Source organism: Micrococcus sp. 093350064-1 (genome assembly GCF_053627955.1).
Window position 1 is genome coordinate 398,168 of the sequence record NZ_JBSEYU010000001.1, and the last position, 24,213, is coordinate 422,380.

23 protein-coding genes are annotated in these 24,213 nt (G+C 72.9%); 12 read left to right on the forward strand and 11 right to left on the reverse strand.

Annotated elements, in window-relative coordinates:
* Positions 1-12 precede the first annotated feature (12 nt).
* Positions 13-879 carry a thioesterase family protein gene (locus ACUW6W_RS01860; protein ID WP_036381633.1) on the forward strand — a complete coding sequence of 289 codons (867 nt, stop codon included), beginning with the start codon at positions 13-15 and terminating at the stop codon, positions 877-879.
* On the forward strand, positions 876-1,646 hold the full coding sequence (locus tag ACUW6W_RS01865) for a lipoate--protein ligase family protein (protein WP_036381636.1): 771 nt from the start codon (positions 876-878) through the stop codon (positions 1,644-1,646). Before ACUW6W_RS01860 ends, ACUW6W_RS01865 begins: the two co-directional genes overlap by 4 nt.
* A gap of 27 nt (positions 1,647-1,673) precedes the next feature.
* Here the strand turns inward: ACUW6W_RS01865 and ACUW6W_RS01870 are convergent, their stop codons facing one another.
* The 3 genes from ACUW6W_RS01870 to ACUW6W_RS01880 are packed head-to-tail and all read right to left on the reverse strand — an operon-like array spanning position 1,674 to position 4,077.
* Positions 1,674-2,294, reverse strand: a complete 621-nt coding sequence (locus tag ACUW6W_RS01870) for a uridine kinase family protein (RefSeq protein ID WP_036338950.1) — start codon at positions 2,292-2,294, stop codon at positions 1,674-1,676.
* A gap of 32 nt (positions 2,295-2,326) precedes the next feature.
* Positions 2,327-2,983 carry an MBL fold metallo-hydrolase gene (locus ACUW6W_RS01875; RefSeq protein ID WP_004167600.1) on the reverse strand — a complete coding sequence of 219 codons (657 nt, stop codon included), beginning with the start codon at positions 2,981-2,983 and terminating at the stop codon, positions 2,327-2,329.
* A complete protein-coding gene (locus tag ACUW6W_RS01880; RefSeq protein WP_454179695.1) occupies positions 2,983-4,077 on the reverse strand; it encodes an S-(hydroxymethyl)mycothiol dehydrogenase in 1,095 nt (364 codons plus the stop codon). Before ACUW6W_RS01880 ends, ACUW6W_RS01875 begins: the two co-directional genes overlap by 1 nt.
* Before the next feature lie 204 nt (positions 4,078-4,281).
* Here ACUW6W_RS01880 and ACUW6W_RS01885 point away from each other — a divergent pair, with 204 nt between their 5' ends.
* The 4 genes from ACUW6W_RS01885 to ACUW6W_RS01900 all read left to right on the forward strand — a co-directional run bounded on the left by ACUW6W_RS01885 (position 4,282) and on the right by ACUW6W_RS01900 (position 6,077).
* Positions 4,282-4,530, forward strand: coding sequence for a hypothetical protein (locus ACUW6W_RS01885; RefSeq protein WP_036313195.1), 249 nt, complete (start codon positions 4,282-4,284; stop codon positions 4,528-4,530).
* Between the two features lies 1 nt (position 4,531).
* Positions 4,532-5,383 carry an SOS response-associated peptidase gene (locus ACUW6W_RS01890; RefSeq protein ID WP_036313197.1) on the forward strand — a complete coding sequence of 284 codons (852 nt, stop codon included), beginning with the start codon at positions 4,532-4,534 and terminating at the stop codon, positions 5,381-5,383.
* 92 nt (positions 5,384-5,475) lie between these two features.
* Positions 5,476-5,835 carry a hypothetical protein gene (locus tag ACUW6W_RS01895; protein WP_020628069.1) on the forward strand — a complete coding sequence of 120 codons (360 nt, stop codon included), beginning with the start codon at positions 5,476-5,478 and terminating at the stop codon, positions 5,833-5,835.
* Complete coding sequence (locus tag ACUW6W_RS01900) at positions 5,832-6,077, forward strand: hypothetical protein (protein ID WP_036313199.1); 246 nt, start codon at positions 5,832-5,834, stop codon at positions 6,075-6,077. The genes ACUW6W_RS01895 and ACUW6W_RS01900 overlap by 4 nt, the downstream gene beginning before the upstream one ends.
* Positions 6,078-6,145: 68 nt before the next feature.
* Here the strand turns inward: ACUW6W_RS01900 and ACUW6W_RS01905 are convergent, their stop codons facing one another.
* Complete coding sequence (locus ACUW6W_RS01905; protein WP_036313201.1) at positions 6,146-6,616, reverse strand: PKD domain-containing protein; 471 nt, start codon at positions 6,614-6,616, stop codon at positions 6,146-6,148.
* Positions 6,617-7,110: 494 nt separating this feature from the next.
* A complete protein-coding gene (locus ACUW6W_RS01910; RefSeq protein WP_036313203.1) occupies positions 7,111-7,830 on the reverse strand; it encodes a DUF6318 family protein in 720 nt (239 codons plus the stop codon).
* A 473-nt stretch (positions 7,831-8,303) separates the two neighbouring features.
* Between ACUW6W_RS01910 and ACUW6W_RS01915 the strand changes: the two genes are divergently transcribed.
* The 5 genes from ACUW6W_RS01915 to pgsA all read left to right on the forward strand — a co-directional run bounded on the left by ACUW6W_RS01915 (position 8,304) and on the right by pgsA (position 15,741).
* Positions 8,304-8,630, forward strand: coding sequence for a DUF6504 family protein (locus ACUW6W_RS01915; protein WP_036313205.1), 327 nt, complete (start codon positions 8,304-8,306; stop codon positions 8,628-8,630).
* Entirely contained in the window at positions 8,627-12,325 is a 3,699-nt protein-coding gene (locus ACUW6W_RS01920) for a DNA polymerase III subunit alpha (RefSeq protein ID WP_036313208.1), read from the forward strand. The genes ACUW6W_RS01915 and ACUW6W_RS01920 overlap by 4 nt, the downstream gene beginning before the upstream one ends.
* Positions 12,326-12,434: 109 nt before the next feature.
* On the forward strand, positions 12,435-14,453 hold the full coding sequence (gene thrS / locus ACUW6W_RS01925; protein ID WP_049159811.1) for a threonine--tRNA ligase: 2,019 nt from the start codon (positions 12,435-12,437) through the stop codon (positions 14,451-14,453).
* On the forward strand, positions 14,450-15,130 hold the full coding sequence (locus ACUW6W_RS01930) for an HIT family protein (RefSeq protein WP_036340811.1): 681 nt from the start codon (positions 14,450-14,452) through the stop codon (positions 15,128-15,130). The genes thrS and ACUW6W_RS01930 overlap by 4 nt, the downstream gene beginning before the upstream one ends.
* On the forward strand, positions 15,130-15,741 hold the full coding sequence (pgsA, locus tag ACUW6W_RS01935) for a phosphatidylinositol phosphate synthase (RefSeq protein ID WP_063189619.1): 612 nt from the start codon (positions 15,130-15,132) through the stop codon (positions 15,739-15,741). The genes ACUW6W_RS01930 and pgsA overlap by 1 nt, the downstream gene beginning before the upstream one ends.
* Positions 15,742-15,765: 24 nt before the next feature.
* Here the strand turns inward: pgsA and ACUW6W_RS01940 are convergent, their stop codons facing one another.
* From ACUW6W_RS01940 to ACUW6W_RS01950, 3 genes are read right to left on the reverse strand one after another with little or no spacing between them, the layout of a single operon-like run.
* Positions 15,766-16,284, reverse strand: coding sequence for an aminoacyl-tRNA deacylase (locus ACUW6W_RS01940; protein WP_069941367.1), 519 nt, complete (start codon positions 16,282-16,284; stop codon positions 15,766-15,768).
* A 7-nt stretch (positions 16,285-16,291) separates the two neighbouring features.
* Positions 16,292-16,750 (reverse strand): SufE family protein, encoded by a 459-nt coding sequence (locus tag ACUW6W_RS01945; RefSeq protein WP_020624761.1) that lies wholly within the window; start codon positions 16,748-16,750, stop codon positions 16,292-16,294.
* A gap of 37 nt (positions 16,751-16,787) precedes the next feature.
* Positions 16,788-17,681: a sulfurtransferase gene (locus tag ACUW6W_RS01950; RefSeq protein WP_063189621.1), complete on the reverse strand. Its 894-nt coding sequence runs from the start codon at positions 17,679-17,681 to the stop codon at positions 16,788-16,790.
* A 222-nt stretch (positions 17,682-17,903) separates the two neighbouring features.
* On the opposite strand from ACUW6W_RS01950, the gene zapE reads away from it, so the two are divergent.
* A complete protein-coding gene (zapE, locus tag ACUW6W_RS01955) occupies positions 17,904-18,959 on the forward strand; it encodes a cell division protein ZapE (RefSeq protein WP_081339234.1) in 1,056 nt (351 codons plus the stop codon).
* A gap of 75 nt (positions 18,960-19,034) precedes the next feature.
* Here zapE and ACUW6W_RS01960 read toward each other — a convergent pair whose 3' ends face one another.
* From ACUW6W_RS01960 to ACUW6W_RS01970, 3 genes are read right to left on the reverse strand one after another with little or no spacing between them, the layout of a single operon-like run.
* Positions 19,035-21,740, reverse strand: a complete 2,706-nt coding sequence (locus ACUW6W_RS01960) for a GNAT family N-acetyltransferase (protein WP_063189625.1) — start codon at positions 21,738-21,740, stop codon at positions 19,035-19,037.
* The gene (locus ACUW6W_RS01965) at positions 21,737-23,572 is read right to left on the reverse strand and encodes an IucA/IucC family protein (RefSeq protein ID WP_052520015.1); all 1,836 of its coding nucleotides are present in this window, start codon (positions 23,570-23,572) and stop codon (positions 21,737-21,739) included. Before ACUW6W_RS01965 ends, ACUW6W_RS01960 begins: the two co-directional genes overlap by 4 nt.
* Positions 23,569-24,213 carry a GNAT family N-acetyltransferase gene (locus ACUW6W_RS01970; protein WP_223246401.1) on the reverse strand — a complete coding sequence of 215 codons (645 nt, stop codon included), beginning with the start codon at positions 24,211-24,213 and terminating at the stop codon, positions 23,569-23,571. Before ACUW6W_RS01970 ends, ACUW6W_RS01965 begins: the two co-directional genes overlap by 4 nt.

Here is a 24,213-nt window from a genome sequence, read left to right on the forward strand (position 1 = left end):
AGACTTCGGCCCATGACCGACATCACCTCCACCCCCGCGACCTCCGTCGCCGACGATCCCCTGGCCTTCTACGTCCGCCTCGGCGAGCCCACCGTGGACGCCGACGGCGTCCGCACCTCCCGCGTGCGCTCCACCGTGCACGCCCAGGGCGCATGGCGGGAAGAGGAGATGCACATGGCCGCCGTCTCGGGCCTGCTGCTGCACGAGGTCGCCGCGCACGAGACCACTCCCGGGCTGCGGGTGGGACGGCTCTCCTACGACATCCTGGGCACGCTCTGGTCGGGCGAGCTCGAGGTGGTCACGCGCACCCTGCGTCCGGGCCGGACCATCGAGCTCGTCGAGTCCGTGCTCCACGCCCGGGGCCGCACCGTGCTGACCCTGCGGGCCTGGCTGCTGTCCACCTCGGACACCTCCGCCGTCGCCCAGCTGCCGGACGAGCCCCTCCCGCCGCGCTCGCAGGCGCAGTCGCACAACGCGCTCCACGGATGGGGAGGCGGGTACATCGCCTCCCTCGACGGCGTCATCCTGCCCGGCCACGGGCCGGGCCACGGCCGGGTGTGGCTCACCACGGACCGCGAGATGGTGGCGGGGGAGAGCACGAGCGACCTGGTGCGCCTGATCAGCCTCACCGACGCAGCCAACGGGATCGCCCCGGCCCTGCCGGCGAAGCCGGGCGGGTGGTTCTTCCCCAACGTGGACCTGCAGATCCACCTGTACCGCGAGCCCACCGGCCACTGGCTCGGCCTCGCGGGGCAGGTCACGGTGGGCCCGGACGGCGTGGGCCTGACCAGCACCGTCCTCCACGACGACGACGGCCCCTTCGCCCACGTCGAGCAGACCCTCACCCTGCGCTCCTGGCCGGTCGAGGGCGGCCTGTGAGTGCAGCTCCCCGGCTGCGCTGGGCTGTGCAGGAGCGGACCCTCGGGGCCGTCGAAGACCTCGACTGGGCCATGGGCGAGCTGGCCGTCTTCCGCGCCGCCGCGGCCGAGGGAAGGGCCCTCGACGATCTGATCCGCGTCTACGTGCCCGAACCGACGGTCGCGTTCGGCCAGCGCGACGCGCGGCTGCCCGGTTTCGCGGCCGCGGCTGCGGCGGCCCGGGCCCACGGCTTCGCGCCGGCGGTGCGCCGGGCCGGCGGGAGGGCGGCGGCCTACCATCACGGCTGCCTGGTGGTGGACCACCTGAGCCAGCAGGAGGACGCGGCACTCACCCAGCAGGCCCGGTTCGCCGAGTTCGCCGACCTGTTCGTGCGGGCGTTCGCGCGCATGGACGTGCCCGCCTCCGTGGGCGAGATCCCGGGGGAGTACTGCCCGGGCGAGTTCTCCGTGCAGGGTCCTGCGCCGACGTACCCGGTGAAGCTGGCCGGCTCCGCGCAGCGCGTGGTGAAGGGGGCGTTCCTGTTCTCCACCCACGTGGTGGTGTCCGACCCCGCTCCGCTGCGGGCCGTGCTCGTCGACGTCTACCGGGAGCTCGGCCTGGACATGGACCCCCGCACGGCGGGCGCGGCCGAGGACGTGCGTCCCGGGGTGAGCGTTCCCGCGTTCGCCGCGGCCCTGCGGGAGGAGTACACGGCGTGGGCGGCCGCCGCCGGGATCGAGGTCGTGGCCGAGCAGCTCGCCGTCCTCGGCGCGCGCACCTCCGGCTGAGGGCACGGACTGGCTGCGGGCGGGCCGTCAGGCCGTGAGATCCGCGATGATCTCCCGCTTGCGTCGCGGGGTGAAGCCGGCCGCCACGGCCGCCGCCCGGCGCGCCGCGTCCGTCCGGTACAGGGACCAGCCCCGCTGCACGAGGAACGGCACCGGCTTGCGGCGTTCGGCGACATCGCGCACGAACCGGCGGGCCGCCGTCGTGGTCCGCGCCTGGTCGATGTACCAGGCCGCGTAGCGGACTCCGGCCCGGTCCAGGGCGGCGGGCATGCGCTCGGCGAAGATGCCCTCCGCCACGATCACCCCGCCCGGCTCGAGCGCGACGGTGCTGTGCCCGCGGACGGAGGACGTGGAGATGTCGTAGTCGGGCACGCGCGTGGCGCCCTCCTCGAGCAGTTCGACGACGGCGTCCACGGCCGCCTGCTCATCCCACGTTCCGGGGTGGTCCCAGTCGATCTCACCGTAGGGGGTGCGCGGGAACACGGGGCCGGGCCCGCCCGCGGCGCCGTCGTCGGACTGCGGACGGTAGAACGCATCGAGCGAGAGGTGGGGCCGGCCGTGCCGCCGGGCCAGGTAGGACTTGCCGGAGCCCGACGCGCCGCCGAGCAGGATCACGGAGGGAGGGGGCGAGGCGGGGAGGATGGTCACGGGGGACCATTCTTCCCCACCTCGGCGCGTCCTCAGTGGCCGCGGTCGATCCACTCCTGCAGGTGCGGCTTCTCCGTGCCGATTGTGGTGGAGTCGCCGTGGCCGGTGTGGACCACGGTGGCCTCCGGCAGCGGGAACAGGCGCTCGCGGATGGACTCGATGATCGTGTCGAAGTCCGAGTACGAGCGGCCGGTGGCGCCGGGCCCGCCCTGGAACAGGGTGTCGCCGGAGAACACGACGCCGGTCGGGGCGCCGTCGTCGCCGGCCTCGCCCAGCGCGGGGGCGTACAGGCAGACCGAGCCGGGGGAGTGGCCGGGGGTGTGCAGCACCCGCAGCTCGACGCCGGCCACGCGCAGGACGTCGCCCTCGGCGAGCGCGCCGTCGGGCTCCTCGTCGGGGAAGACGTCGTCCCAGAGCATGCGGTCTGCGGGGTGGAGCAGCACGGGGGCGTCCACCATCTGGCGGAACTCCTGGACCTGGCGGATGTGGTCGTCGTGGCCGTGGGTGAGGACGATGGCCAGCACCTGGCGGCCGTTCACCTTCTTCCAGACGGCCGAGGCGTCATGGGCCGGGTCGATGACGACGCACTGCTCCGCGCCGCCGACGATCCACACGTTGTTGTCCACGTCGAACGTCTCCCCGTCCAGGGAGAACGTGCCGGAGGTGACCAGGTGATCGATGCGCGCCATCAGAGCACCACCACCGAGCGCAGGACGTCGCCGGACTTCATCGTCTCGAAGGCCTCGTTCACCTCGTCCAGGGCGATGGTCTCCGTGACGAACTCGTCCAGCGGCAGGCGGCCCAGGCGGTACTGGTCCACGAGCATGGGGAAGTCGCGCTCCGGCAGGCAGTCGCCGTACCACGAGGACTTCAGCGCGCCGCCGCGGCCGAACACCTCCGGCAGGGGCAGCTTCAGCTCCATGCCGGGGGTGGGCACGCCCACCAGGACGACGCGGCCGGCCAGGTCCCGGGCGTAGAACGCCTGCTCGTAGGTCTCCGGGCGGCCGACCGCCTCGATGACCACGTCGGCGCCGAAGCCGCCGGTCGCCGCGCGGATGGCCTCCACGGGGTCCTCGTCCTTCGAGTTCACGGTGTGGGTGGCGCCGAGCTCCTTGGCCTTGGCGAGCTTCTTGGCGTCGATGTCCACCGCGATGATCGTGGTGGCGCCGGCGAGCTTCGCCCCGGCGATCGAGGCCACGCCGACGCCGCCGCAGCCGATCACGGCCACGGACTCGCCGCGCTTGACCTCGCCGGTGTTGATGGCCGCGCCGATGCCGGCCATGATCCCGCAGCCGAGCAGGCCGACCGCGGCCTGTTCCTCGGGCGTGTCGACGCCGTCGACCTGGGTGCACTGCTTGGCGTGGACGAGCGTCTTGTCCGCGAACGCCCCGATGCCCAGGGCCGGGGACAGCTCCGTGCCGTCCTCGAGGGTCATCTTCTGGGTCGCGTTGTGGGTGTTGAAGCAGTACTTCGGCTCGCCCTTCCGGCACGCGCGGCACTCGCCGCACACGGCGCGCCAGTTGAGGATCACGGTGTCGCCGACCTTGACGTGGTCGACGCCCTCGCCGATCGCGGAGACCACACCCGTGGCCTCGTGGCCGAGCAGGTACGGGTACTCGTCCCCGATCCCGCCCTGCTGGTAGTGCAGATCCGTGTGGCAGACGCCGCAGGTCTTGATGTCGACGACGGCCTCGCCGGGTCCCGGATCGGGGATGACGATGGTCTCGACGGTGACGGGGGCGTCCTTCGCCATGGCGACGACGCCGCGGACCTTCTGGGACACGTTGTTCCTCCTGGTGGTGGGGTTCTGCCCGACGCCGCGCATGCGTGGGGCGGCGCGGCGTGCGGGCTCGTTCTGCCCATCCCATCACAGGACCCTGTGCGACGCATCGGTGAGCAGCCGGGGGCCTGGTGTGTGGCGTCACCGCAGTGGCCGGGGGAGACTGCAACCTGAGCCGCAACATCGATGTGAACGGAGGGGCGAACCGTGGCACGACATGGCAGAGACGAGGACGAGGCCCACGAGGCTCCAGCCGGGGCTCCGGCCGGTGCCGGCACGCTCGCTCAGTGGCGCATCCCACTGGTGGGGCTGCTGATCGGCGTCGGGCTGGGCGTGGTGTTCGGACTGGGCACCGAGAGGCCCTGGGGCACCGTGATCGGCTGCGCGATGATGGGCTTCGCCCTCGGCATCGCGTGGATGTATGTCGAGCGCGGCCGGGACGGGAGGGACCGCTGACGTGTGCGGCCGCTACGTGATGGCCCGCGCCACGAGCGACCTGGTGGCCCTGGGCGATGCCGAGGCGAATGAGGACCTGGTGCTGCGCCAGAGCTGGAACGTGGCGCCGACAGCCGAGGTGCCGATCCTCGTGGCGCACGCGGACGACGTCGGCGCCGGAGGCGCCCGTGGGGGCGACGGCGGTGCCGGGGTGACCCGGCGGATCCACGTGGCCCGCTGGGGCCTGGTGCCGCCGTGGGCGAAGGAGCTGTCCGTGGGGTCCCGTGCGTTCAACGCGCGCTCGGAGACCGTGGCCTCCAAGCCGACGTTCCGGGCCGCCGTCCGCGCCCGCCGCTGCGCCGTGCCGGTGGAGGGCTACTACGAGTGGAAGGCGCCGGAGCCTGGTGCCAAGGGTCCCGACGGGCGGGCCGCGAAGAAGCAGTCCTACTACGTGCACCCGGCCGGGGCCGGGGACGGCGAGGGGCCGGTCATCTGGTTCGCCGGCCTGTACGAGTGGTGGCAGGACCCCGAGGCCAAGGCCGCGGGGGAGGACGCCTGGGTCCTCTCGACGACGATCCTCACCATGGCCGCGCCCGACGCGGACGACGACGATCCGGTGCTCGCCGCGCTCGGCCAGCTGCACGACCGGCTGCCCGTGCCCATGGATGCCGAGACGATGGACCGGTGGCTCGCTCCGGACACGCTCGGGTCTGCCGAAGAAGCCGACGCCCTCGTGGGCCAGGTGTGCGCCGGCGCGTACGACGTCGCGGCGGGCTGGTCGCTGCGGCCCGTGGGGAGCGCCGTGGGGAACGTCCGGAACAACGGGCCAGAACTGATCCAGGAGATGAGAGAGCAGCAGGGAACGCTGCTCTGAGAGACGGGGCGACGGGGATGACCTGCCCGTGAGACGCGGAAGCGCGGTGCCGCGGTGAGGCCGGAGACGGTCATCTCCTGTTCACCCTGTCCGTGGGCGGCACCCCGGTGGCCGCCCTCGACGACGAGACCGCCGGCATTCCGGAGGGCAACAGAGGCCCCTCTGCCGGGCTCGTCTACGCGTGGGGCGAGCACAGCCGGGCCGACCCCGTGTTTGGGGACTACCCCGAGCGGGTCCTCGCGCTGAAGTACGCCGAGCCGGGCGTGGAGCTGCCATTGTGGTCCAAGCGCCAGGGCGACGACGCGTCGGTCGCGGAACTCTCGTGGGGTCCGCGCTGGGGCACCCTCTGGCGCGACACCGCGTTGGAATTTTCACCGGGTTTCACTACCTCGCCGACGCGACATACCCGACCGACGACCGCCTCGTTCGCGACTGGTCGCTGGACGGGGTGACCAGGAGTGAGGACGTCATCATCACCCAGGACGCGGAGCGGTCCGACGTCTTCGCACTCGTGGAGTCGCTCGCGGATGGGCAGAAGCCCCGGGCCCTGAACGTGCCGGCGGGGGAGGACGCCCACACGACCCCGGACACGGTCGAGACCGGGCGTGAGGTGCCGGCGGGCGCGCTCGGAGCGCTCGCGGCCGTCGGCGCGGGACTCGTGTTCCTGGCCCGGGGGTGGGTGCGCCGGGTCTGACGCACCTGCCCGACGAGTGGGCCGCGGGGCGGTGGACGGGAGACCGTCGGCCGCCCCGCGGTCTGTGCTCAGCCGGCCGGAGTGGATTCGATGGGGCCGGTGCAGCCCCAGGCTGAGGAGTCGACGCTGCAGTCATCGGCGACATTGCGGGTGATGGTGCGCCAGATGTCCGCGGTGACGGGGGCCGAGTCGAGGCTGATGGTGCCCGGGATGAGCACCCACTCGCCCCCGGCCTCCCGGTATTCGCCGATGTAGACGGTGGTGAGGCGGACCGTGTACTGCCCGGTGTCCTCGTACACGTGGCTCGTGGGGGTGGGGACGTTGAACTCCGGCTGGCTCTGGCCTGCGACCGAGGTGGTCTTGGTGGGGGACCCGTCCCCGTAGTCCCAGCGGAAGCTCACCGGCGTGGCGCGGAGTTCGACCTCGACCCCGTTGAGGGTGGTGACGAGCGTGCGCGTCTCGGCGTCTGCGTAGAAGTTGGTCTCCGCATTGCGGATCCCGCGTCCGCCATTGTCCGACCGGATCTCAGGCTTCAGCACGAGGAGCGTGCGGACCTCGTCGATGGAGACGGGCGGGGCGCCGTCTGTTGCTGGGCCTGGCGAAACCGCAGTAACGCATTCCGGCCGGCTGTAGTAGGGATCCCTATCTGGGCGAGTTGTGTCGACGAACTGCTCACGTACCCATGCCCCTTCTGGGCAAAAGGCCTCGGTCTGTTCGCGACACGTCCCAAAATCGGAATTGTTTTCTTGATTCGGGAAACAGGCGTCTACAGTGCGCTGCTCGATTGCCGGCTTTTCTCTGGCTCCTGGAGCGGTAACTTCGGATACCGGTTCGGAGGCCGGCTGAGGGGGCTGTGTTCGCGACTGTTTCTTGCACTGCGTTCGAATCCTAAATTCGACGTCTTCTCGCTTGCCGCTAATGGGAACATCGGTGCAGGTATTCGCGCGCTGTGCGTGCGCCGATGGCGCTTGAATCAGCGTTAGGGCGATGCAGGCAGTTGCTATTGCAATCAGAATACGCGAGATAGAAAGCATTATTGCGCATCCTGTTGATTTTGCATTTCATCGATCACCCAGTGGCCCTTGGAGGGTTCGTAGACTACGTCGGCCAGCCAGGTCTCGTCGTGAGTTTCCGCCCCACTGGCAGAGTCGTCTCTAACGCCCTGTGAGTCGAAGACATCTACAGCGGATGCGTCACGAACAAGAGTAGCGGTGTAGCCAAACTCTGACGGGGTGAGAGTTAACGATTTGATCGAGGTGTGCTCTCCCGTTGACCAGCCACCTTCTTTGTAGTGCTGGGCAGTTGAGTCGGATACGGCTTGGCAAAGCTCGCAGTATTCGCTGTATGTCGAATCAAAATCAGCAGTTTCCCCGGTCTGGTCGGTGTAGTAAATGGCCTCCCAGAAGTAGCGAATCGCCGCCTCGGCGCCCTCCTTGGTCTCTTCCTTCATGGCGGCGGGCATCTCCGGCTTGGGCACGTTCCGCGCGGGGCCGTCGGCAGACGCGGGCACGTATTCGCCGGACCCGCTCTCCGTGGCCGTGGGGGATGAGCTGACGCCCGCGGTCGCGCTCGTGCTCGCGGGCGCGGACGTCTCGACGGCGGGCTTGGCGGACGAGGGCGACGTCGTCGACGACTCGGCGGGCTCGGACTGCCCGCCGCAGGCGGTCAGCGTGAGCGCCAAGGCCACGCTGAGCGTGCCGGCCTGGGCGAATCGGTGGCGGCGCAGGGCGCGCCCGGGTGCGGTGAGAGACATTTCCCCTCCAACTGGATGTCCGTCGTGTGTCCGCGCCTCCCGCGCTGATCCCGCAGTGCGGTGCCCGTGGTATGCGAGGCCCGGTTGGTTCGGAGTATACGCAGACGGATTGTGGTCCTGCTCGCATTGTCCACAGGGCCGTGCCGGCGCACTTCTTCCGGCCCAGAGACGATTTTCTCGTGCATGTGCGCCCCAGGGTCGGGTTCGAGACCCACGGCCAGGACTCGGTCAGCCGGCCTCACGAAAGGGCGTTCCCGGCCTCGCCCGTCTCGGGGTCATGCGTCCTTAACGTGTCCGGCGGCTGCCCTACGTTCGCACCCATCGCATTCGAACACATGTTCGAGTACGATCGGGGGTGCGGCCCCACCTTCCCACTTCTTCCCCGCGTCCGGTCCGCCGGACGGGCCGCGCTCCCATCGCCCGACGGCACCCCGTCGTCGGTCCGGTCAGCAGTGCACAGGGAGAGAAGCAGAATGGGAGTCCTCACACAGTCGGTGGCGGTGGAGTGCGGGGCAGACGGCACCCCGCAGGGGCTGCGCTGGAACGGGCGGGACTACGTCCTCGCAGAGCGCCCCATGCGCTGGTTCGAGCGGCGCCGCTGGTGGGCGGAGGAGGTCCGCGCGGAGAAGGGCCGCGGCGCCGGTCTCGTGGACCACGAGATGTGGCGGCTGCAGGTCCGCCTGGCCCGGGCCGGCGCCGCGCCCCTGCAGACCCTCGACGTCGCCCACCACCTGGACTCCGGCCGGTGGCGGCTCGTGCGCGTCCACGAGCACGCCCAGGATCTGAGGCGGTCGGCATGAGCCGGGCCGCCGCGGCCGGACGCACCGTCGCACCCTTCGCCCACCTGCACGTCGCCTCCGCGTTCAGCGCCCACTACGGGGTCAGCTGGCCCGAGGACCTCGTGGCCGCCGCCGCGGCCGCGGACATGGACCTGCTGGCCTGCACCGACCGGGACGGGCTCTACGGCATGGCCAAACACGTGGGCGCCTGCCTGCGCCACGGCATCACCCCGATCGTGGGCGTGGACCTGGCCGTCCGGTGGAGCGAGGACGAGGACGCCGGCCGCGTGGTCGTGCTGGCCCGAGGAGGCTGCCACGGCTCCGGCTACCGCTCCCTGTGCGAGCTCGTCTCCGCCGCCCACGCCCGCACCACCGGGGGAGCGGCAGGTGGCAGCCCCTGGGCCAGCGTCGCCGAGCTCGCCGCCGCGGCGGCCGGCCGTGTCCCCACCGCCGCCAACCGGGACAACCCGCCCACCCCCGAGCTGTTCGTCCTCCTCGGCCCGGACTCGGACGTCGGCCGCCACCTGGCCCGCCGCCGGTACGCGGCCGGCCTCGCCGCCCTGCACCGCTGGAAGGCGGCCCTGCCCGCAGGCAGCCCCCACGCCGACGTCGTCACCCACCTCTCCGCCCCCGGCCGCCGCCTCGACACCGGGCACGCCGTGAAGACCCTCCGCGCCGCCCGCCAGGCCCGCATCCCCGCCGTCCTGACCAACGCCGTGCGCTACGCGGCCCCGGACGGTGCCGCCACCGCGGACGTCCTCGACGCCGTCCGTGCCCTCAGCTCCCTCGACGCCCTCCACGACCTGCAACCCAACGGGCAGGGCTGGCTCAAGTCCACCGCCGCCATGCACCGCATCGCCCACGAGGTCGCCTCCGCCGCCGACGACCGCCCTGCCCCCCTGCTCGAGGCCACCCGCCGCCTCGCCGAGGCCTGCGCGCTCGACCCCGAGACCGACCTCGGCTGGGGCGTGCCCCGCGTCCCCGAGGCCGCCGTCATCGGCATCGACGGCCCCCCGGAGCACGTGCTGCGCGCGCGCACCCGCACCGGCCTCCTCGCCCGCTACCCCCACCTCCACACCGGGGGAGGCCTCCCCGGCACCAGCCAGGCGGCCCGGGACCTGCAGGACCGCGCCGAACACGAGCTCGGCATCATCACCCGACTCGGCTTCTCCTCCTACTTCCTCACCGTGGCCGCCGTCGTCGACCTCATCGAGGGCATGGGCATCCGCGTGGCCGCCCGCGGCTCCGGCGCCTCCTCCCTCGTCAACCACGCCCTGCGGATCTCCCATGTCGACCCCATGGCCAACGGCCTGATCATGGAGCGCTTCCTCTCCACCGACCGCTCCACCCTCCCGGACATCGACATCGACGTGGAGTCCGCCCGCCGCCACGAGATCTACCATGCCGTCGTCGAGCGCTTCGGCGCCGAGCGCACCACCCTCATGAGCATGCAGAACGCCTACCGGGCCCGCGGCGCCGTCCGCGACGCCGGCCTCGCCCTCGGCATGCCCGAACCCGAGGTGGACGCCATCGCCAAGCAGCTCTGGCGCTTCTCCGCCTCGAACTTCCGCGAGGCCCTCCAGCGCATGCCCGAACTCGGCGGCCTCTCCCGCCGCATCGAGTCCGGCCGCGCCGAGGGCGACCGCCAGCTGGACCTGCTCGTCGACCTCACCGAACGCCTCGACCGCCTGCCCCGCCACATCTCCATGCACCCCTGCGGCGTCATCCTCGGCGACGCCGCCCTGCTGCACCGCACCCCCGTCCAGCCCTCCGGCATGGGCCTGCCCATGAGCCAGTTCGACAAGCACGACATGGACCCCATGGGCTTCCTCAAGCTCGACATCCTCGGCGTGCGCATGCAGTCCGCCATCGCCTACACGATCGCCGAGGTCGAACGCACCACGGGCGAGCGCATCGACCTCGAACAGGTGCCCCTGGACGACGACGCCACCTACGCGATGATCCGCACCACCCACACCCTCGGCTGCTTCCAGATCGAGTCCCCGGGCCAGCGCGAACTCGTCGGCAAACTCGCCCCCCGCGAGTTCAACGACCTCACCGTGGACATCTCCCTCTTCCGCCCCGGCCCCATGCAGTCCGACATGGTCCGGCCCTTCCTCGAACAGCGGCACGGCTGGGCACCCGCCCACTACCCGCACCCCGACCTGCGGCCCGTCCTCGCCGAGACCCACGGGGTCACCGTCTTCCACGAACAGGTCCTGCGCACCATGGACGTCATGACCGGCTGCGGACTGGCCCGCGCCGACGAGCACCGCCGCCTCCTCGGCGGCCCGCAGGAACACCTCGTCGAAGAGGCCTTCCGCACCGGCGCCCTCGCCCGCGGCTACTCCCCCGAAGTCATCGACGAGGTCTGGGCCACCCTCTCCGCCTTCGGCTCCTTCGGCTTCTGCAAGGCCCACGGCGCCGCCTTCGCCGTCCCCACCTACCACTCCGCCTGGCTCAAGACCCACCACCCCGCCGCCTTCATGGCCGCCATCCTCGAACACGACCCCGGCATGTACCCCGCCCGCCTCATGGTCGCCGAGGCCCGCCGCATGGGCATCCCCGTCCTGCCCGTGGACGTCAACGCCTCCTCGCGCCACGTCCACGTCGAGTGGGTCCCCGCCCACCCCGAGGTCGACGACGGCGCCCCCGGCCGCTGGGGCATCCGCCTGCCCCTCACCAGCCTCTCCGGACTCAGCGAAGCCGAGACCGACCGCCTCGACGCCGGCCGCCCCTACCGCTCCCTCGCCGACGTCCGCGACCGCGCCCGCCCCACCGCCCGCAACCTCGAACGCCTTGCCCAGCTCGGCGCCCTCGACTGCCTCCTCCCACCCGGCGGCGCCTCCCGCACCGACCTCGTCCACCACCTCGAACTCCAGCACTCCACCACCCGCGGCACCGCCCCCGGCCGCACCGCCCCGCGCTCGCGGTCCGCCCGTCCACGGCAGGTGGAGGGCCAGATGGCCCTGGACCTGCCGGACACCGAGCTCACCGCCCTCGCCCCGCTCTTCCCGGACCCGGCCCCGGCCGCCCGGGTCCGCACCGAGCTGGAGCTCACCGCCCTGGACGTCACCGCCCACCTCATGGACTCCCACGCCCCGTACCTGGACGCGCTCGGCGTCACCCGGGCGAAGGACCTGCTCGGGCTGCGCACGCAGTCCCGGGTGCTCGTGGCCGGGGTGCGTGTGGCCACCCAGACCCCGCCCATGCGCAGCGGCAAGCGGGTGGTGTTCCTCTCCGTGGACGACGGCACCGGCTGCGTGGACGCCTCCTTCTTCACCGAGGCCCAGCACGCCTCCGGGGAGATGCTCTTCTCCGCGCGCCTCCTGCTGATCGAGGGCACCGTCCGGCGCACCGGCGGCCGGGCCGTGTCCGTCCAGGCCGTGCGCGCCTGGGACCTGCACCGACCCCAGACGCTCCCGGACCCCGACTACCTGGACGCCACCCGGCAGCAGTGGCGGGACTGGCTCGCGGCGGACCGCCGAGCCGCCGCCGCGCGCCGCAGCGGCCGGGCGGGCACCGGGGCGCAGCCCCTGCCGGACATCCCGCACCACGGCACGGGCGGTTGGCCCGTGAAGGTGCGCACCGACGTCGGGCCGGCCGGCGGGGCCCGCCCCGGCCGCACGGCACCCGATCGGCCCGCTCCGGAGCACACCCCGATCCCGGTGCCCCACCCGGAGACGTGGGAGCTGCTGCCCACCCCGGACAGATGAGACCGTCCGCCTCCGTGCCCCGCCGTCCGGCCGCGCCCCTAGAATGGGACGCGGCCGACGGTGGCCCCCGTACGCCACCGATCCCGAAGCCAGACCTCGAAGGAGCACCGTGTCGGAGCCGAAGAACATCCTGCTGACCGTGGACGGAGAGCTGCGGGAGGTGACGCACGGCACCACCGGCCTCGACCTCTTCCGCGAGAAGCCGACCACCGCCGTCATGCGGGTGGACGGCCTGCTCTGGGACCTGGCCCGCGAGATCCCCGCCGGCGCGTCCGTCGAGTCGGTGGACATCACGGAGCCCGAGGGCCTCGAGGTGCTGCGGCACTCCACCGCCCACGTGATGGCCCAGGCCGTGCAGCAGCTGCGCCCGGGCGCCAAGCTCGGCATCGGCCCGTACATCACGGACGGCTTCTACTTCGACTTCGACGTCGACGAGCCCTTCACCCCCGAGGACCTCAAGCAGATCTCCTCGCTCATGCAGAAGATCGTGAAGTCCGGCCAGACCTTCCGCCGCCGCGTCGTGGACGAGGAGACCGCCCGCGCCGAGATGGCGGACGAGCCCTACAAGCTCGAGCTGCTCGGCAAGAAGGACGCCGCGGACACCGCCGGCGAGGGCGCCTCCGTGGAGGTCGGGGCCGGGGAGATCACCATCTACGACAACGTGGACCGCAAGACCGGCGACGCCGTGTGGTGCGACCTCTGCCGCGGCCCGCACCTGCCCTCCACCAAGCTCATCGGCAACGGCTTCGCGCTCACCCGCTCCGCCGCCGCCTACTGGCTCGGCAACGAGAAGAACAAGCAGCTGCAGCGCATCTACGGCACCGCCTGGGCCAGCAAGGACGACCTCAAGGCCTACCAGGAGCGCCTCGCCGAGGCCGAGCGCCGCGACCACCGCAAGCTCGGCGCCGAGCTGGATCTCTTCTCCTTCCCGGACGAGCTCGGCTCCGGCCTGCCCGTGTTCCACCCGCGCGGCGGCATCATCCGCAAGGAGATGGAGGACTACTCCCGTCGGCGCCACACCGAGGCCGGCTACGAGTTCGTCTACACCCCGCACATCACCAAGCAGCACCTCTACGAGGTGTCCGGCCACCTCGACTGGTACGCGGACGGCATGTTCCCGCCCATGCACATCGACGAGGTCCGTGATCCCGAGACCGGCGAGATCACGCGCCAGGGGCAGAACTACTACCTCAAGCCGATGAACTGCCCCATGCACAACCTGATCTACCGCTCCCGCGGCCGGTCCTACCGTGAGCTGCCGCTGCGGCTGTTCGAGTTCGGCTCCGTGTACCGGTACGAGAAGTCCGGCGTGGTCCACGGGCTCACGCGCGTGCGCGGCATGACCCAGGACGACGCCCACATCTACTGCACCCGCGAGCAGATGAAGGAGGAGCTGACCACCACGCTCAACTTCGTCCTCGACCTGCTCAAGGACTACGGCCTCAACGACTTCTACCTCGAGCTCTCCACGAAGGACCCGGAGAAGTTCGTCGGCTCCGACGAGATCTGGGAGGAGGCCACCCGCACCCTCGCCGAGGTCGCGGAGGCCTCCGGTCTGCAGCTCGTCCCGGATCCGGGCGGCGCCGCGTTCTACGGCCCGAAGATCTCGGTCCAGGCCCGGGACGCCATCGGCCGCACCTGGCAGATGTCCACCATCCAGCTGGACTTCAACCTGCCCGAACGCTTCGACCTCGAGTACCAGGCCGCCGACGGCACCCGTCAGCGCCCCGTGATGATCCACCGCGCCCTCTTCGGCTCCATCGAGCGCTTCCTGGGCGTCCTCACCGAGCACTACGCCGGCGCGTTCCCGGCCTGGCTCGCCCCCGAGCAGGTCGTGGCCATCCCGGTGGCCGAGGCATTCAACGACTACCTGGACGACGTCGTCGCGAAGCTGCGTGCCGAGGGGATCCGGGCGCGCCTGGACGACTCCTCGGACCGCTTCCCGAAGAAGATCCGCACCGCGGCCAAGGAGAAGGCGCCGTTCGTGCTGATCGCCGGCGGCGAGGACAGGGAGGCGGGCGCCGTGTCCTTCCGCTTCCGCGACGGCACCCAGGACAACGGCGTGCCGGTGGAGGAGGCGATCGAACGCATCGTGAAGGCGGTGCGCGAGCGCGAGGTCACCCCATGACCAGCCCCGGCACCGGCGGATCCGACGCGCGGGCGCAGGCCCGCGCGTCGGCGGACGCCGCCGCCACGGACGGCTTCGAGCTGCCCGGCGCCCCGGACGCCTTCGAGCGGTTCTGGAACGCCCACCGCATGGCGTACGTGTCCAAGGGGACGGGCCAGGTCAAGGACGAGCACACCTGCCCGTTCTGCGCGGCCCCGCAGCGCGACGATGAGGACTCCCTCATCGTCCACCGCGGCCGCACCGCCTACGTGGTGCTGAACCTGTACCCGTACAACCCCGGTCACCTGCTCGTCTGCCCCTACCGCCACGTGCCCCTGTACACGGACACCACCACGGAGGAGGCCGCCGAGATGGCGGAGCTGACCCAGACGGCGATGCTCGCCCTCGGCCAGGCCGCCGGCGCGTCCGGCTACAACCTCGGCATGAACCAGGGGGCGGTGGCCGGCGCCGGGATCGCGGCCCATCTGCACCAGCACGTGGTGCCGCGGTGGACCGGCGACGGCAACTTCCTGCCGATCATCGCCCGGACCAAGAACATGTCGCAGACCCTGGGGGAGACCCGGCAGATCCTCGCGGACGTCTGGGACCGGGCCGCCCGGGACCACGCCGCGCGCCAGGCGGCCAACGCCCGTGCCGCGGGCGAGCATCCTCGCCCGGGGGCCGGAGGCCCCGCCTGATGCTGGACCGTCACGCGCGCGGCGTCACCACCCGCCTGTTCACCCCGGTGGCCCGTACGCTCCTGCGGGCCGGGGTCAGTCCGGACACCGTGACGGTCGTGGGCACGCTCGGCGTGAGCCTGGGCGCGCTCGTGCTGTTCCCCCTGGGGCACCTGTTCTGGGGCACGCTCTTCATCACCGCGTTCGTGTTCTCGGACCTGGTGGACGGGATCATGGCGCGCGAGGCCGGGTCCACCGGCCGCTGGGGCGCGTTCCTCGACTCCACCCTGGACCGTGTGCAGGACGCGGCCGTGTTCCTCGGGCTGTGCCTGTGGGGCTTCGGCGTCGGCGCCGCACCCGCGGTCGGCGCGCTCTCCGGGGCCTGCCTCGCCCTGGGCATGCTCGTCTCCTATGTGCGTGCCAAGGCGGAGGCCCTCGGCTGGGACGCGCACGTGGGCATCGCCGAGCGAGCGGAACGGCTCGTGGCCACCCTCGTGGTCGCCGGCCTCACCGGCCTCGGTCTGCCCCCGGTCGTCCTGGCCGTCACCTTGGGGCTGCTCGCTGCCGCGTCCTTGGTCACCGTCGGCCAGCGCATGGTCGCGGTGCGCCGCCAGGCGCGCGACGACGCCTGACCGGTCCGCCGCAGGACTCGCCCGTCAGTCCGCCGCGATCTCCGCGACGACGGCGCCCGTCACCTGCACGAGGTCGGCGGGGGCGATCTCGACATCCAGGCCGCGTTGCCCGCCGGAGACGTACATGAGCTCCGCGTCGAGAGCGGAGGAGTCCAGGACGACGGGGTGGGGCCGGCGCTGGCCCAGGGGCGAGACGCCGCCCCGCACGTAGCCGGTCCGGCGTTCGACGACGGCCAGATCCGCCAGGGCGAGTCGCTTGACGCCCAGCACCGCGGCGGCGGCCCGCAGGTCCAGCTGACCGGACACGGGCACCACGCATGCGGCGAGCGCGCCGTCGGGGTCCGCCACCATCAGCGTCTTGAACAGTCGGTCGGCGGGCACGCTGAGCGCCCGGGCGACCTGGACGCCGAACCGCTCGCCGCCGGCGTCGAGGGCCACGTCGAAGGTGTGCAGCCGGTACGGGACCCCGGCGGCCTCGAGTGCGGCGACGGCCGGCGTGGCCGCCCCGTGCCGGGCGCCGCGATCCTTCTTGCGCTGGCCCACGGCGGACTCAGGCGATCCCGGCCTGCTCGCGCACGTTGCGCTTGATGCGGCCGAGCATGGCGGACATGCCGCGCAGGCGCAGGGGGGTGAGGGCCTTGGCCAGGCCGAGGCGGGTGGGGATGTCTTCGGGCACGTCCACGACCTCGAGGGCGCTCAGCCCGTCCAGGCCCTGGGTGAGCACGGAGGCGAAGCCGCGCGTGGTGGGCGCCTCCGGGGGAGCGGTGATGAAGAGGCGGACCGGGGCCTGCGGGCCGGGCTCACCCTCGAGTTCGACGGCCAGGAACAGCGGGGTCTGACACTCCACGACCTGCTCCATCTCGGCCTCGTGGCCGTCGTAGCGCTCCGGCAGCGCCGGCAGCTCGTCCGAGAACTCCAGCAGCAGCTCGAGCTTCTCGGGATCGGGCACCCCGGCGAAGTCGTCGATGATCTCGGCCAGGGCGGCGGGCACGGCGTGGTTCTCGGTCATGGTGTCCCAGTCTAGTGATCCACGCCGTGCCGGGGGCTCAGCGCGCGGGGGCCTCGCCCGGCTCTTCGCCGACGGCGATGGGCAGGCGCACGGCGTTGCCCCACTCGGTCCAGGAGCCGTCGTAGTTGCGGACGTCCTCGTGGCCGAGCAGGTACTTGAGCACGAACCAGGTGTGGGAGGAGCGCTCGCCGATGCGGCAGTAGGCGATCACGTCGTCGCCCTCCCGCAGCCCGGCGTCGGTGCGGTAGACCTGCTCCAGCTCGGCGCGGGACTTGAAGGTGCCGTCCTCGTTGGCCGCGGACGCCCACGGCACGGACGCCGCCGTGGGGATGTGGCCGCCGCGCAGGGTGCCCTCCTGCGGGTAGCCGGCCATGTGCGTGGTCTCGCCCGTGTACTCGGGACGGGAGCGGACGTCGATCAGCGGGGTGGTCCCGATGGCCTGCAGGACGTCCTCGCGGGCGGCGCGCTCGGTGTGGTCGTCGCGCTCGATCACCGGGTACTCGGCGCGGGCCACGGTCGGGACCTCGCGGGTGGTCTCGCGTCCCTCCGCGATCCACTTGTCACGGCCGCCGTCCATCAGGCGCAGGTCCTCATGGCCGTAGAGGGTGAACACCCACAGGGCGTAGGCGGCCCACCAGTTGGACTTGTCGCCGTAGAACACCACGGTGGTGTCCCGGGAGATCCCCTTGGAGGCGGCGACCTCGGCGAAGGCCTCGGGGCCGACGAAGTCGCGGGTGACGGGGTCGTTGAGCTCGGTGTGCCAGTCGACGCGCTGGGCGCCGGGGATGTGGCCGGTGGAGTAGAGGAGTGCGTCCTCGTTGGACTCGAGGACCACGACGTCCTCGTCGTCGACATGGTCGGCGACCCACTGCGTGGACACCAGCTTCTCGGGGTGGGCGTACTCGGAGAACTTCGCGGCGGTATCGGTCATGGCACTGCCTTCCTTCGCGTCGGGCGGGCCCGCACGGGCCCGGGGCGGGCGGCACGACGACGGCGGGTTCCGTGTCCGTGCCCTGCGCGACAGATTACGGCACATCGGTGTCACGTAAGAGGGTAGGGGCCCCTCAGTCCGGGACACGCGAGGTCACATGGGTCGGGTCCGCGGCCCGATAGCATGGCCCGGAATCCCCGTCGTCGACCCTGGGAGTGTCCCGTGGCTCAGATCGTCCACCTCGCCGACCGTTCGCCGCAGGTCACCCCGGACCAGCTGCTGGCCGGCTTCCACCCGTCGTACCGCTTCGGCACGGTGTCCTTCGACACCTACATCCCGGACCCCGCGCACCCCTCGCAGGCACAGGCCGTGGAGCGGCTGCGCCGGTTCGCGGCAGACCTCGGCCGGGGCGGCTCGGGCGGCGGGTTCCTCGGCGGCCTGTTCGGCGGGAAGAAGCGGGCGGCGGGGCCGGCCGGCATCTACCTCGACGGCGGCTTCGGCGTCGGCAAGACCCACCTGCTGGCCTCGACGTGGCACGCGGCCCCCGGGCCCAAGGCGTTCGGCACGTTCGTGGAGTACACCAACCTCGTGGGCGCCCTGTCCTTCCGCAAGGCGGTGGACGAGCTCAAGGAGTACACCCTCGTGTGCATCGACGAGTTCGAGCTCGACGACCCGGGGGACACCGTGCTGATGTCCCGGCTCATGCGCGAGCTGGCCGACGCCGGCGTGCGCCTGGTGGCGACCTCCAACACCCTGCCGGGCTCGCTCGGCGAGGGACGCTTCGCGGCGCAGGACTTCAAGCGCGAGATCCAGGTCCTGGCCGACCAGTTCGAGGTCATCCGCGTGGACGGCGAGGACTACCGCCACCGCGGCCTCTCCGCCGCCCCGTCGCCGCTGGACGACGCCGTCGTCGAGGCCACCGCCCAGGAGAACTTCCCCGACGCGGGCGTGCTCGCCGTGGACGACTTCGCGGACCTCACCGCGATGCTCTCCCGCGTGCATCCCTCCCGCTACCGCGAGCTCGTCAAGGACGTGGACGTGCTCGCCCTCCACGACGTGCACACCATCACGGAGCAGGCCACGGCCCTGCGCTTCGTGGTGTTCGCGGATCGCCTGTACGACAAGGACGTGCCCGTCCTCGCCTCCGGTGTGCCTTTCGACGCCCTGTTCACGCAGGAGATGATGCACGGCGGCTACATGAAGAAGTACTTCCGCACGGTCTCCCGCATGACCGCCCTGGTCCGGGAGGGACAGACGGGCGTGGCCGAGCACAAGTGAGCCACCGCCCCTGACCGGCAGGATGACGGCGCGCACCCGAGGCGGGTGCGCGGCGTCGCCGTGTGCGGGGCCGGGTCAGCGCACGTCGCGGAAGCACAGCGCCGCCCGCTTGCCCGGCAGCTCGACCTCCCGGTCCACCGTGAAGCCCAGAGCCCGGGCGGTCTTCACGGCCCGCGTGTTGCGGACGTCCGGCTCGATCACGAGCCGACGCGTGCCGGGGCGTGCGCCCAACCAGTCCACAATGCTCCGGTAGGCCGTGGCGCGGGCGCGCCCCTGCAGGCCGCCGGGGGCGGTGATGAAATGGAATCCGAGGTCCCCGTCCCGCACCTCGTAGGCGCCGCCGACCTCCTCCGCGCGAGGGTCGTAGGTCTGCACGAGGGCCACGAGGGTCCCGCCGTGCCACACGAGGTGGTTCGCGTGGGTGGGCTGGAACTCGAGGAAGTCGTAGACCTCCTCGACGTCCTGCACGCTGTGCCCGCGCATCCCGTAGAACTCCGCCCGCGGCTCCGTGACGAGTGCGTGGATCAGCGGGGCGTCCAGGGCCGGGCGGACGCGCGTCATGGTCAGGCCCAACGCCCCGACGCCGACCTCGGCCACGATGCGTCCCGGAGGGGCCCCGCCGGGGACGGAGCGGGCGGGTGCGACGCCGCTGCCGGCGGACGGGGGGACGGGACGGGACGGCACGGGCAGCAGGCGGCCGGCGGCCCACGCGTCCAGCTGATCCGTCACGTGCCCGCCTCCGAGACCGGAGGCGCCGAACGGGACGACCCACCGGCTGCGGGTGCGGTCGCCGAGGTCGAACACGACCCGGGCCACCGGCCCGCGGTGGGTGCCGACGGCCAGGCCGGGGGCGTGCGAGGTGGCGCAGACCGCGTCCGCGGTGCCGCCCACCCGGACGGACCCGATCGTGTCGAGCACGTCGGCGAGCCCCGGCTCGTCCGGCCCGCCGGGATGCTCGTGCGTGAACAGGAACGGGGTCAGGGCATGCGCCTCGCCCCAGGTCCGGGCCGCGCCGTCGGGGCCCGGCGGCTCGGCGGCGTCGTCGACGGCGGCGACGGCGGCCCGCACGAGGTCCCTCGTCGACGCTGTGATCCCCAGGGCCGCGCGCAGCGGCTCCGGCCCGCGCTCGGCGAGCGCCGCGCCGACCCATGCGGCGGCGTCGCCCCACGGTGCCCACGGGCCGCCGAGCAGGGCCCGCGAGGCGGGCGGCAGGTGCGCGATCAGGGCGGCGGCCACCTCGTGCTCCACGAGGAGCCACCAGCGGGCCGCGGCCGATCCGGCGGCGGCGTCGCCGGCCCACGCCGGGACGGACTCCGCGGCCAGCACGCCGTCCGCGACGAGCGCGTCGACGGCGTCGGCGAGCCAGGCCCGCGGCGCGCCCGGGGTCCGGGTGTCCGTCTGCAGGGCGGCCATCGCGTCCACGGTCCGCTCCTGCGGTGCCAGCGCCTCGAGGGCTTCCCGGATGCGGCGGGACCGCCACGGCGCGCACGCGTCCACGGTGAGGCAGGCGGTGTCCGGGTGGGGCTCGTTGGCCGCCACCACGACGTCGTCCGCCGCGGCCGGCGCGGGCCAGCGCACCCAGCGCTGATCGAGGGACCCGTCGGCGGAGCCCCGGCCCAGCGCGGAGGCCCGCGCCGCACCCCAGGCCGAGCGTCGATCCCGGCGCCGCACGGCCCCGGCGTGCCGGGTGAGCACCGTCCGCCGGTCCGCGACGATCACGCGATTGACCGGCTCGACGTGCCCGTCCAGCACCGCGCAGGCCTCCGCGGCGCTCGCGGCCGTGAGCAGCCGGCGCGCGCTCGGCAGGCCGGTGTCGGCGCGGTCCCAGGCGGGGAACCGCATGCTCACCGGGCCGGCGCCGGGCACGTCCACGAGCCGCCCGCGCGGGGTGTGGGCCACCCGCACGTCCACGGGGTCGCCGCCGCGCACGTGCACCCGCTCGGTCCGGGCGTCGAGGACCTCCGGCCCCTCGGGGGCGTCCTCGAGGACCATCTCGAGCGAGGACACCATCGCCGAGGTCGTCACCCACGCGACGTGCTCGGACTGCCCCACATGCGGGACGCCCGGCACACCGGGGAAGGCCAGGCCGACGACGTCGACGCGGTCCCGGGGACGCTCGGCCTCCACCACGAGGCGCACCTGCTGGTAGACGCCGGGCAGCTCGAGCAGCCGGTGCGGGTCGGCGGCCACGAGCGGAGCGCCCTCGGCGCCGACGCGCACCGCCCAGGCGTTCGAGCCGTCCGCGTCGGGGCGCGGCGAGATCAGCGCCGCGGCGAGCGCGGGGAAGCGCTCGGCCAGCAGGGTGCGGAACAGGGCGGCCGGCGCGTTGGTCAGCCAGACGTTGTAGCCCAGGTGCAGGGCGAGCGCCGTGTGCGGGTCGAACGGCAGCGGCTTCACCCCGTGGGCGGCGAACTCGGGCGCGCGCCGGGCCCCGGCGTCCAGCCCCGCGTTCACGCCGTCGGCGAACCGGGTGAACCAGGCCCGGTCCTCCGCGTCGTCGAGGGCGTCGAACGCCCGGCGGGCCGCGCCGTCCAGGTCCATCTGCCGGGCGGCGACGTCGTTCGCCACCGCCGGCGGGCCGAACACCTCGGCGCCCATGCCGGTGACCCGGCGGTGCTCGCAGTCGACCTGCCAGGCCCGCTCCGTCGCCACGTGCCACCCCTGGAGGTAGGCCAGCTCGGGCAGGGACGCGGCCACGAGCGTCGGCACGCCGTGCGCGTCCCGGTGGCAACGGCCCGCCACGTCACCCGTCGCCGTCCCGGTCCACGCGTCCGCGCTCATGCCGCGGCGTCCTGCCGGAGCTCCGCCAGCGCGCGGCGCAGCGGCGCGGACACCGGGTTGGCCAGGCGACCGGCGTAGAGCAGCGAGCCCGACGGGTCCGTCAGGTCCACCATCTGCGTGGCGTTCCGCAGCTGCAACCGGTTCAGGCACGAGTGCGCGAAGTCCTCCGCGTCCAGGCCGAGGCGCTCCACATCCGCGAGCCCCAGGGCCGTGTACTCGGCGAGGACCCGCCCCACCACGGCGTAGAACTCCTCCGCCGGCAGCAGGGCGTCCGCGTCCATCACGTCGGCCAGATGGCGCAGCACGCCGTCCAGCATGTCCGTGAAGAAGGAGAGGGAGAGGTCCTCGTCGGTGAGGTCGATGCGGATGCGCCGGGTCTGCTCCGTGAGCGGGACGCCGTCCGCGCCGACCACCACCTCCTCCCCGATGTCCTTGAGGAAGGCGCCGGTGACCCGTCCCTCCCGCAGGCGGAGCACGATGTTCTCCCCGTGGGGCATGAACACGGTCGAGTAGGCGGCGGCCAGATGCACCAGCGGGGTCACGTAGGCCGTCACCACCCCGTGCAGCCACTGCGCCGCCGTCAGCCCCGAGCGCTCCACGAGCGCCCCCGCCACGGAGCGGCCCCCGCCGTCCCGGTGCAGCAGCGCCGCCATGGTCATGACCCGCTCGCCCTCCGCCAGGCGCGGCAGCGGACTCTCCCGCCACAGGGCGGCGAGCATCTTCGTGTGAGGACCCTTCGAGCCCACGGCATGGAAGGCGTCCCCGGTGTACCCGGCCGAGGCGTACTCCCGCAGCACCCCGAAGCCCCACCTCGCGAGCAGGGGGTCGGAGTCCACGAGGTCGGCCACCACCGCGTTGATCGCCGGGGTGACGGACATGTACGCGGGGGAGAGGCCGCGCACGAACCCCATGTTCTGCACGGACAACGCCGTCTTCAGCTGCGGGGCGTGCGGGTCGCTCGCGTTGAACAGGGTGCGCACCGCCTGCATGGCCGTGAACGCGTCCGGGTCTTCGCCCACGTGCACCAGCCGCCCCGCGGCGAGGTCGGGGGCGAACGCCACCTGGATCCGGTGCTCCCACTGCCACGGGTGCACCGGGATCAGCGTGTACGCCTCCGGATCGACGTCGAGCGCCGCCGCCCGCTCCGCCCACAGGCCCGCCACCGCCTCGGTGATCGGCGGGGGCGGCGCCGGCACGGCGGCGCCCGCGCTCGCGGTCTTGGGCCAGGTCCACCGTCCCCCGAGCTCGGAGGGGAACGCGAGCCACACCGGGTGCAGCGCCCGCCCGCCCTCGGGGGCGAACATCGCGTACTCCGTGGCCCCCCAGCCGATGCGGCCGTTGGTGGCCACGAAGCCCGGGTGTCCCTCGCTCATGGCGGCCTCCACCGCCGTGTAGTCCGCGTCCACCAGGTCGGCGGCGGACGGGCGCTCGCCGGCCAGGGTGTGGCACCGGGCGGCGAAGGTGGAGGCGAGCTCCTCGAGATAGACGTCCAGCGCCTCGCCGGCCAGCCCGAGCACCTCGGCCGCGTCGAGGACGAAGCGGTCGACGGCCACCGCGTCCGGATCCCCGGCACGGCACACCGAGTCCGGATCCACGCCGAGGTGCTCGAGCGGGAGGGCACGCGCGGTGAACGTCCACCGCACCCCGCCCAGGGTGAGCGTGTAGGCGTGGCGGCCGGCGTCGTCGACCCGCTCGCCGCGCACCGGCGTCAGGAGCCGCTCATGGGTGAACTCGCGGATCGCCTTGGCGACGAGCAGCCGGTGGGCGTGCCGGGCGGTCGGCGCCGTCAGCGCGTCCAGGCGGGACGGGGAGGACGGGGGGACGGGGGTCATGCGGACACCTGCCTGTCGGGGGTGAGGAGGAGCGGGGGCTCGGGGAGGGTGAGGTCCAGCCCGGCGGCGAGGACGCCGATCCGGCTGGCAGTGAAGGACTCGGGCGTGGCGATCGAGAGCATCGCCGTCTTGGATCCCAGCGCCACGGGACCGAGCTCCGTGAACCCGGCGGCCAGGTTCTTCGCCCGGATGGCGGCGTTGCGCTCGTCCGGCTCGACGACGACGCGCCGCGCCCCCGGCTGGGCCAGGCACCAGCGCACCACCGCGGCCATCACCAGGTCCGTGGTCCCGGGCACCGGGGTGTCCGTCGGGGCGACGAGCACGTGCAGGCCGACGTCGCCGGGCGCGCCCGCATACCGTCCGGCCAGCTCCGAGTGGGCCGGGTCGTAGACCTCCACCAGGAAGGTCGCGGTCCCGTCCACGAGCCCCACGTGCGCGTGGTGGTGCGGGTGCGCGGCGATCGCCTCGTACTCGGCCACGACGTCGGCCAGACCCGCCTCCGTCATCTCCCAGTACACGGCGTGCGGGGACGTCACCCACCGGTGCAGCAGCGGATGGTCCTGCGCGCCCACGGGACGGAGCTCCACACGACGGGCCGCGCTCGCGGCCGCACCGTCCACGGTGGTCTGCGGCGGCGTCAC